This window comes from Acidovorax sp. LjRoot204, assembly GCF_056175785.1.
The window spans coordinates 1-6,042 of sequence record NZ_JBGFFF010000215.1 but is presented as its reverse complement, the minus strand read 5'-3'; the positions used below and the strand labels follow the sequence as shown (position 1 = coordinate 6,042).

General features: G+C 60.4%; 7 protein-coding genes and 1 pseudogene. 3 read left to right on the top strand and 5 right to left on the bottom strand.

Annotated features, from left to right (window positions below):
- Window positions 1–112: 112 nt before the first annotated feature.
- The 5 genes from AC04MI_RS22870 to AC04MI_RS22850 form a co-directional block, all read right to left on the bottom strand.
- Window positions 113–1,126: a zinc-dependent alcohol dehydrogenase family protein gene (locus tag AC04MI_RS22870; RefSeq protein WP_436077572.1), complete on the bottom strand. Its 1,014-nt coding sequence runs from the start codon at window positions 1,124–1,126 to the stop codon at window positions 113–115.
- A gap of 8 nt (window positions 1,127–1,134) precedes the next feature.
- Window positions 1,135–1,713 (bottom strand): amino acid synthesis family protein, encoded by a 579-nt coding sequence (locus tag AC04MI_RS22865; RefSeq protein ID WP_056066523.1) that lies wholly within the window; start codon window positions 1,711–1,713, stop codon window positions 1,135–1,137.
- A gap of 29 nt (window positions 1,714–1,742) precedes the next feature.
- On the bottom strand, window positions 1,743–2,714 hold the full coding sequence (locus AC04MI_RS22860; protein WP_436077571.1) for a Bug family tripartite tricarboxylate transporter substrate binding protein: 972 nt from the start codon (window positions 2,712–2,714) through the stop codon (window positions 1,743–1,745).
- 97 nt (window positions 2,715–2,811) lie between these two features.
- Window positions 2,812–3,672 carry a fumarylacetoacetate hydrolase family protein gene (locus tag AC04MI_RS22855; protein WP_099729274.1) on the bottom strand — a complete coding sequence of 287 codons (861 nt, stop codon included), beginning with the start codon at window positions 3,670–3,672 and terminating at the stop codon, window positions 2,812–2,814.
- Window positions 3,673–4,029: 357 nt separating this feature from the next.
- Entirely contained in the window at window positions 4,030–4,749 is a 720-nt protein-coding gene (locus tag AC04MI_RS22850; RefSeq protein WP_146871789.1) for a GntR family transcriptional regulator, read from the bottom strand.
- A 34-nt stretch (window positions 4,750–4,783) separates the two neighbouring features.
- On the opposite strand from AC04MI_RS22850, the gene AC04MI_RS22845 reads away from it, so the two are divergent.
- The 3 genes and pseudogenes from AC04MI_RS22845 to AC04MI_RS22835 all read left to right on the top strand — a co-directional run.
- Entirely contained in the window at window positions 4,784–5,371 is a 588-nt protein-coding gene (locus AC04MI_RS22845; RefSeq protein WP_436077570.1) for an NADPH-dependent FMN reductase, read from the top strand.
- Between the two features lie 106 nt (window positions 5,372–5,477).
- Window positions 5,478–5,894 carry an SRPBCC family protein gene (locus tag AC04MI_RS22840; RefSeq protein ID WP_436077569.1) on the top strand — a complete coding sequence of 139 codons (417 nt, stop codon included), beginning with the start codon at window positions 5,478–5,480 and terminating at the stop codon, window positions 5,892–5,894.
- 31 nt (window positions 5,895–5,925) lie between these two features.
- Window positions 5,926–6,042: pseudogene (locus AC04MI_RS22835) on the top strand (cytidyltransferase); the annotation flags it as partial.

Sequence of the window (6,042 nt, the reverse complement as noted above, 5' to 3'; positions counted from 1 at the left end):
GTCGAACACTCCGGTATAGAAAGCCTTCATCACCTCCAGGTCACGGCAAAAAATGCCACAGTGAGCGAGATTGGCGGTGTAGGGTGGATTCACGTTGCAAGACTCCATGGGTTCAGGGAATGAGGACCAGCTTGCCCAGCGTGCCGCCGGTGTCCAACAGCTCATGGGCCTGACGAACCTCTGCCAGTGGCATGCGCATGGCACGCGGTGCACGCACCTGGCCACTCGCCATGAGCGCAATGGCTTGCTCCATCAAGCCGCGGCGCTGAGCCACATCGGCATCCACCGCGTGAATGGAGAAGGTGCGTATCGCCAGACTCTTGGCGAGCAGTTTGCGAAGCTCATCGAACACATCACTCGATGGTGGGCCTGCAAGGATGTTGTACGACACCGCCATGCCTGAGGGGGCCAGCGACCGCAGACAGGCGATAAACAGCGCCGCACCCACATGATCAAAAGCGAGGTCGACGCCACGTCCCCCAGTGAGCTCCATGACGCGTTGCGGCAGGGCCTGCACGTCGCCATCAACAAGATCGCTAACTCCGTTTTCCAAGGCGAACTGGCGTTTTTCCGGGGTTGATGCAGTACCGATGACGCGCAGGCCTTGCGAGCGCGCCACCTGTGCCAGCGCGGTGGCAACCCCACCTGCTGCACCGGGAATCAGGATCGCTTTAGCGGGTAGATTGCCGTTGCTGGCCAGTAGCGCCAGTGCGAGCTGGAAGTTACCGAGACTCACCGCGTCCTCGAACGCAATGCTCTCAGGCAGCACAAATGGCACAACTTCGGGCACGCAGATCGCCTGCACGTAGCAGCCCCCGCGCTGTGGCAACTCTCGTGCACTGACCAGCACGCGGTCATCCACAGACAGGCGGGTGACGCCCTCACCGATGGCATCGACGACCCCGGACAGCTCATTGCCGGGCACCGCAGGCAGTGGGGGCATCCACTTGTAAGTACCGTTGCGAATCAGAACGTCCGGCCCACCTGCGCCTATGGCATGAGCCCGGACGCGTACCTGACCCGGTCCGGGATGAGGTAGAGGGATGTCCACCAAAGACAGAACCTCCGGACCACCCGTGACCTGGAGCTGCACAGCCTTCATCGTGCCAGTGGAAGAAGTCGCCATGTCTAACCTCAGCGCTGGCCGTCGTGTACGGACACCTGCTCGCGCGTCAGGCCGCCCAGGCGCGAGTGGACGCGTCCGCCATCGGCCATCACCAGTGCGAAAAGGATTTCGTCGGGGCGGGGCGCGTCCTGAATCCCCACCTCGGCACTGTTGAAATGGCTGCGGACATAGGCCGCATGGATGTAATGCAGTGGCACCATCAAGCGGTAGCCCGTAGCGGCCACGGCCTTCGCCGACGGCACGATGGCTTTGGGTTCACCCAGCACTTGGCGCATTGCCCAGCCCCCCGCTTCATGCCAGACGGCGCCATGCTCCAACTCGCCATTCACGCCGACGATGGCTGCCTTGCTATAGGCCTGTACTTTTTCCTTGCCCAGCGTAGCCACCAGCTCTTCAGCGAGCATCGTACCGAGGGTGCGCAGCTCGGCCATGAAGGGCAGCAGATCTGGCTCATAGCGGCCAGCGTAAGGATTGCGAATCACAGCGCAAGCAGAGGCGATGCGCAGCGGCGTGTCTACCGGTGGCCCGCCTTCGTGGTACACCGTTTCAATGGTCAGGCTGCGTTTGCGGATAGCGATCAAGTTCATTCAAAAGTCCTTCGACAAGGTGATTGGAGTCATTGTTTGGGAATCTTGGCATCAGCCACTACCTGCTGCCATTTTTCGATCTCGTGGCTCACCATGACCTTCATTTCCTCGGGCGTGCTGCCACGCGCTTCGCCGCCCATGTCCTCCAAACGCTGCCGTACTGCAGGCGCCTGTAGCGCACGAAGCACCTCCGCATTGAGGCGATCAACGATCGGTCGGGGTGTTCCTGCGGGCGCCAGAAGGCCGGCCCACGAGCGCACGTCATAGCCCGTCACACCTTGCTCCACGACGGTGGGAACGTTTGGCAGGCCTGCCCACCGTTGGGGGCCGGTGGTTGCGATGGCGCGCAGCTTCCCCGCCTGGATGTTGGTCAATACCGCGGTCGGCGGAGCGATGATGAATGGCACATCGCCTGCCAGCAGCGCCGTGATCGATGCAGCATCGCCCCGATAAGGAACGTGCAAAAGATTGACTCGAGCCATCTTGGCCAGCAGCTCGCCCGCCAGATGGTGGGTTGAGCCCACGCCCGCAGTCCCGTAGCCAACCGATCCCGGTGTGGCCTGCGCGTTTGCGATGACTTCACGCAGGCTCTGGACTTTCGAATTGGCGTTGACAACCACCAGGAACGGAAAGAAGGTGATCGTGGAAACCATCTCGAAGTCCGCAACTGACTTGTAGGGGAGCGTGTTGTAGAGAGCGCCCGCCACCGCATGCCCCCCGGTGGCGAGCAGCAACGTGTATCCGTCGGGCTTTGCCCGCGCTACCGTGGTGGCGGCGATGGTGCCGCCAGCTCCAGACTGTGCCTCCACCACCACGGCCTGGCCCAAGGCTTTGGCCATCTCTGCGCTCACAGCGCGGGCGATGGCGTCCGCATTTCCACCAGGAGCGAACCCCTGATAGAGCTTGATCGCTCGCTCGGGATAGGCTTGGGCCAGGGCCGGCAGCGCCGGCCATCCAAGAGCGGCCGCGCTGCAGGCGGCCAGGACGTGTCTTCTTTGCATGGTGTTTGTCTCCGTGGGCGGCGGCCGCGTGGGGCCTTGCTCTACCCTTGCAGGGTCTGGATGGAAGATCGAACGGGTAAATGGCGCCAGACGATGGTCAGCCCTGCGCAACCACTGGATTGCGCAGCACGCCGATGGCTTCAATCTCCACTTCCACGACGTCGCCAGGTTTCATGAACTGCGGCGGCTTCTTGCTCCAGCCCACGCCGGCAGGAGTGCCAGTGATGATCACGTCACCGGGGACCAACGTAAAAATGGTGGAGGCATACGCAATCAGGCGGGGGATCGAAAAAATCATGTGCCCTGTATGGCTGGACTGCACCACAACGCCGTTCAGACGCGTCTCCAGCTTGAGTTCGCGACCAGGCGCGATCTCGTCTGCAGTCACCATCCAGGGACCGAAAGCACCAGTGGATTCGAAGTTTTTGCCGGAGGCGATCTGCTTGGCATGGAACTGCCACTCACGCACGCTGGCATCGTTGTAGCAGCTATAGCCTGCAATGTGCGCCCAGGCGTCCGCCTCGCTGATGTCACGACCTTCCTTACCAATCACTACGGCCAGCTCGCCTTCCCAATCCAGCGACTCCGAAACATGGGGGCGGACGATCGGCCCTTGATGTGGTGTCTGTGAACGCCACACGCGCAAGAAGATCGGCGGCTGCTCGGACAGCTCGCGCTGCATGCCAGCAGCGAGCACCTCCTGGTGGTGATCCATGTAGTTGCGCACCGCGCAGACAATTTTTTCGGGGCGAGGAATCACCGGCAGGAACGTCACTTCGGCCAACTTTGCGTCGGCCTTGATATCTGCCACCAACGCATCCCGGCGCGCGAAGTCCGGGCTTGCGATGAAGCCAGCCAGCGTGGCATGGCCAGTTCGGATCGCCAGTTCGGCAACACCGTCACCGAGGACGGCACCCCAGGTTTCACGGCCGGCGATTGAGTAGGACATCAGTTTCATGGGTTTCCTAGAAAAGGGATGAAAGAGGAATCGGAGAAGGCACAACGATCAGAACTTGAACTTCTGAACCTTCGAATCTAGTGCATGAATGTATTTTTATGCACAAAATACAAATTATGCGTAGTGGTTTACACCGAGCGATTTGAGGGAACTTGCTTGGCCACTTGCGCAAGAAGAGGCACTTGCAGACAACGGAAATGGGGAACTCAGAAGCGAAAAAGCCCACATGCGCGATGCATGCGGGCTCTGCACCACGCGAGTCGGGTGCAACCAGGAATGAGGAGGGGCAGGGCTGCCCAGGAACCGGCGAAATGCCTGTACCTAGACCATGCCCTGGCTTGCAATGGCAGCGGAGGGTCAGCCTCCCTGGCCGTGCTCCAGCTTGCCCAGCACCGAGAGCACATTGCGCTCGGTACTCAAGATGTGCTCTTGCAAGAGTGCACAGGCGGTATCTGCATCGCGCCGCAGCGTAGCGTCCATGAGCTTACGGTGCTCGCTGGATTTGTGCTTAAAGGTCTTGCGAAAGCGCGCTGAAAACCGCCGGTAGCGCTCCGCCTGGTCGAAGAGGCTTGCACTCCACGTCCGCAGGCGCTCTGATGGACTGGCTGAAATCAGTGCCATGTGAAAGGCAGTGTGCACGTCCGTCCACCCTTGGTCCAAAACGACCGGACCATCGCTAAGTCGGCCTTCTACCTTCTCCAAGCGGTGAAATGCCCCCACTACTTGCGCCTCCCACACGTCATCACCGTGGGCAATCGATTCGCGCAGCGCCTGAACGTCAAGCATCACACGCATGCGCGTGATGTCGCCCAAGTCCTCTGCAGAAATCGCCGTTACACGAAACCCTCGCCGTTCATCTGCCCGGATCAACCCCTCCTGGGCCAGACGACTCAGCGCCTCCCGCAACGGACTGCTGGAAAAGCCGTAGGCAGCTTGCAGTTCATCGAGCTTGAGCTTGGCGCCTGGACCGTAGGTGCCATTCAACACATCCCTGCGCAATTGCGCGAAGGCCTGATCCACCAGGGGCGGGGTGCGAGGGGATGTGTCTGTTTTGTACATGTTTTGAATTTTATGCATAAACTTCAGACATTGAAAGAACGAAAGAATCTCAATGAACACCAACCAGATGACACGTCCTATCCGCCTCCTCGCCATCTCCGGAAGCCTCCGCCGCGCGTCGCACAGCACTGCCGTGCTGCGAAGCCTCCAGCCGCTGCTACCTTCTGGAACCACACTGGAGTTTTTCCCTCTCGACGAGATCCCCATGTACAACGCAGATCTGGATGGGGACCAACCACCGCCTCCAGTCGTCCAGCTCAAGAACGCCATTGAACATGCGGATGGCCTGGTACTGTGTTCTCCTGAGTACAACTACGGCATACCCGGGGTACTCAAGAACGCGATTGACTGGGCTTCGCGGCCGGGATTTGCATCTCCTCTCAAGGGCAAGCCCGCGCTCATCATGACGGCGTCGCCAGGCACGGCAGGGGGAGTGCGGGCACAGGCCCAAATTCGTGATGCATTGGCAGCCACACTGGCACGCCCCTTGGTGCGGCAGCACATCGCCATTGCTGGAGTCGCCGCGCGCATACAAGACGGTCACTTAGTGGACAAGCCTACTCTGGATATCATCCAAACAGGATTGCACGAGCTGGTCGAGGAAATCCGGTGGATCGCCGCGCGCAGCCAACAAGTCTGAGACAGAAGTCGCTAATAAGGCCGGGTTTTAGCGGCCAGTGCCGATAGGGCTGGACTCGGCACCCAATCTTTGAATATGTGCCGGGTCACCCGAATGGAGTTCGCTCATGAAGATCACCGTCTCCACTGTCGTTGCCGCACCGTTGAAAGAAGTCTGGCGGGCATACACAACACCCGAAGACATCAAACAATGGAATACAGCGTCCCCAGACTGGCACACGACCACCTCGTCGGTGGATCTACGGCCAGGTGGCAAGTTCTCCTCTCGCATGGAGGCGAAGGACGGCTCATTCGGGTTCGACTTTGCAGGTGAATACACCAAGGTTGTACCGTGCCAGCTCATCGAATATGCCTTCGGAGATCGAGCAGGAATCGTTGAGTTCGACGAGGGCGCGGACGGAGTCAAAGTTACGGTCACATTCGACGGGGAACAAACGCACTCCGAAGAGCAGCAGCGAGCCGGCTGGCAGGCTATCCTGGACAACTTTTCCAGCCACGTGGTCGCAAAGCTGGCGCGGCAATAGCGGCCAGCTCGCAGAGCCTCTTGCCCGTACATGCAACCTGCCCGAGGCCCGCATGCGCGCCGCACTGCAGTCAGTGGCCGTGTTCGACCACCCCGACCGCAGCCAGCGCGGTCGCACCATCACGCATGCACACTACTTTGACCTGGGC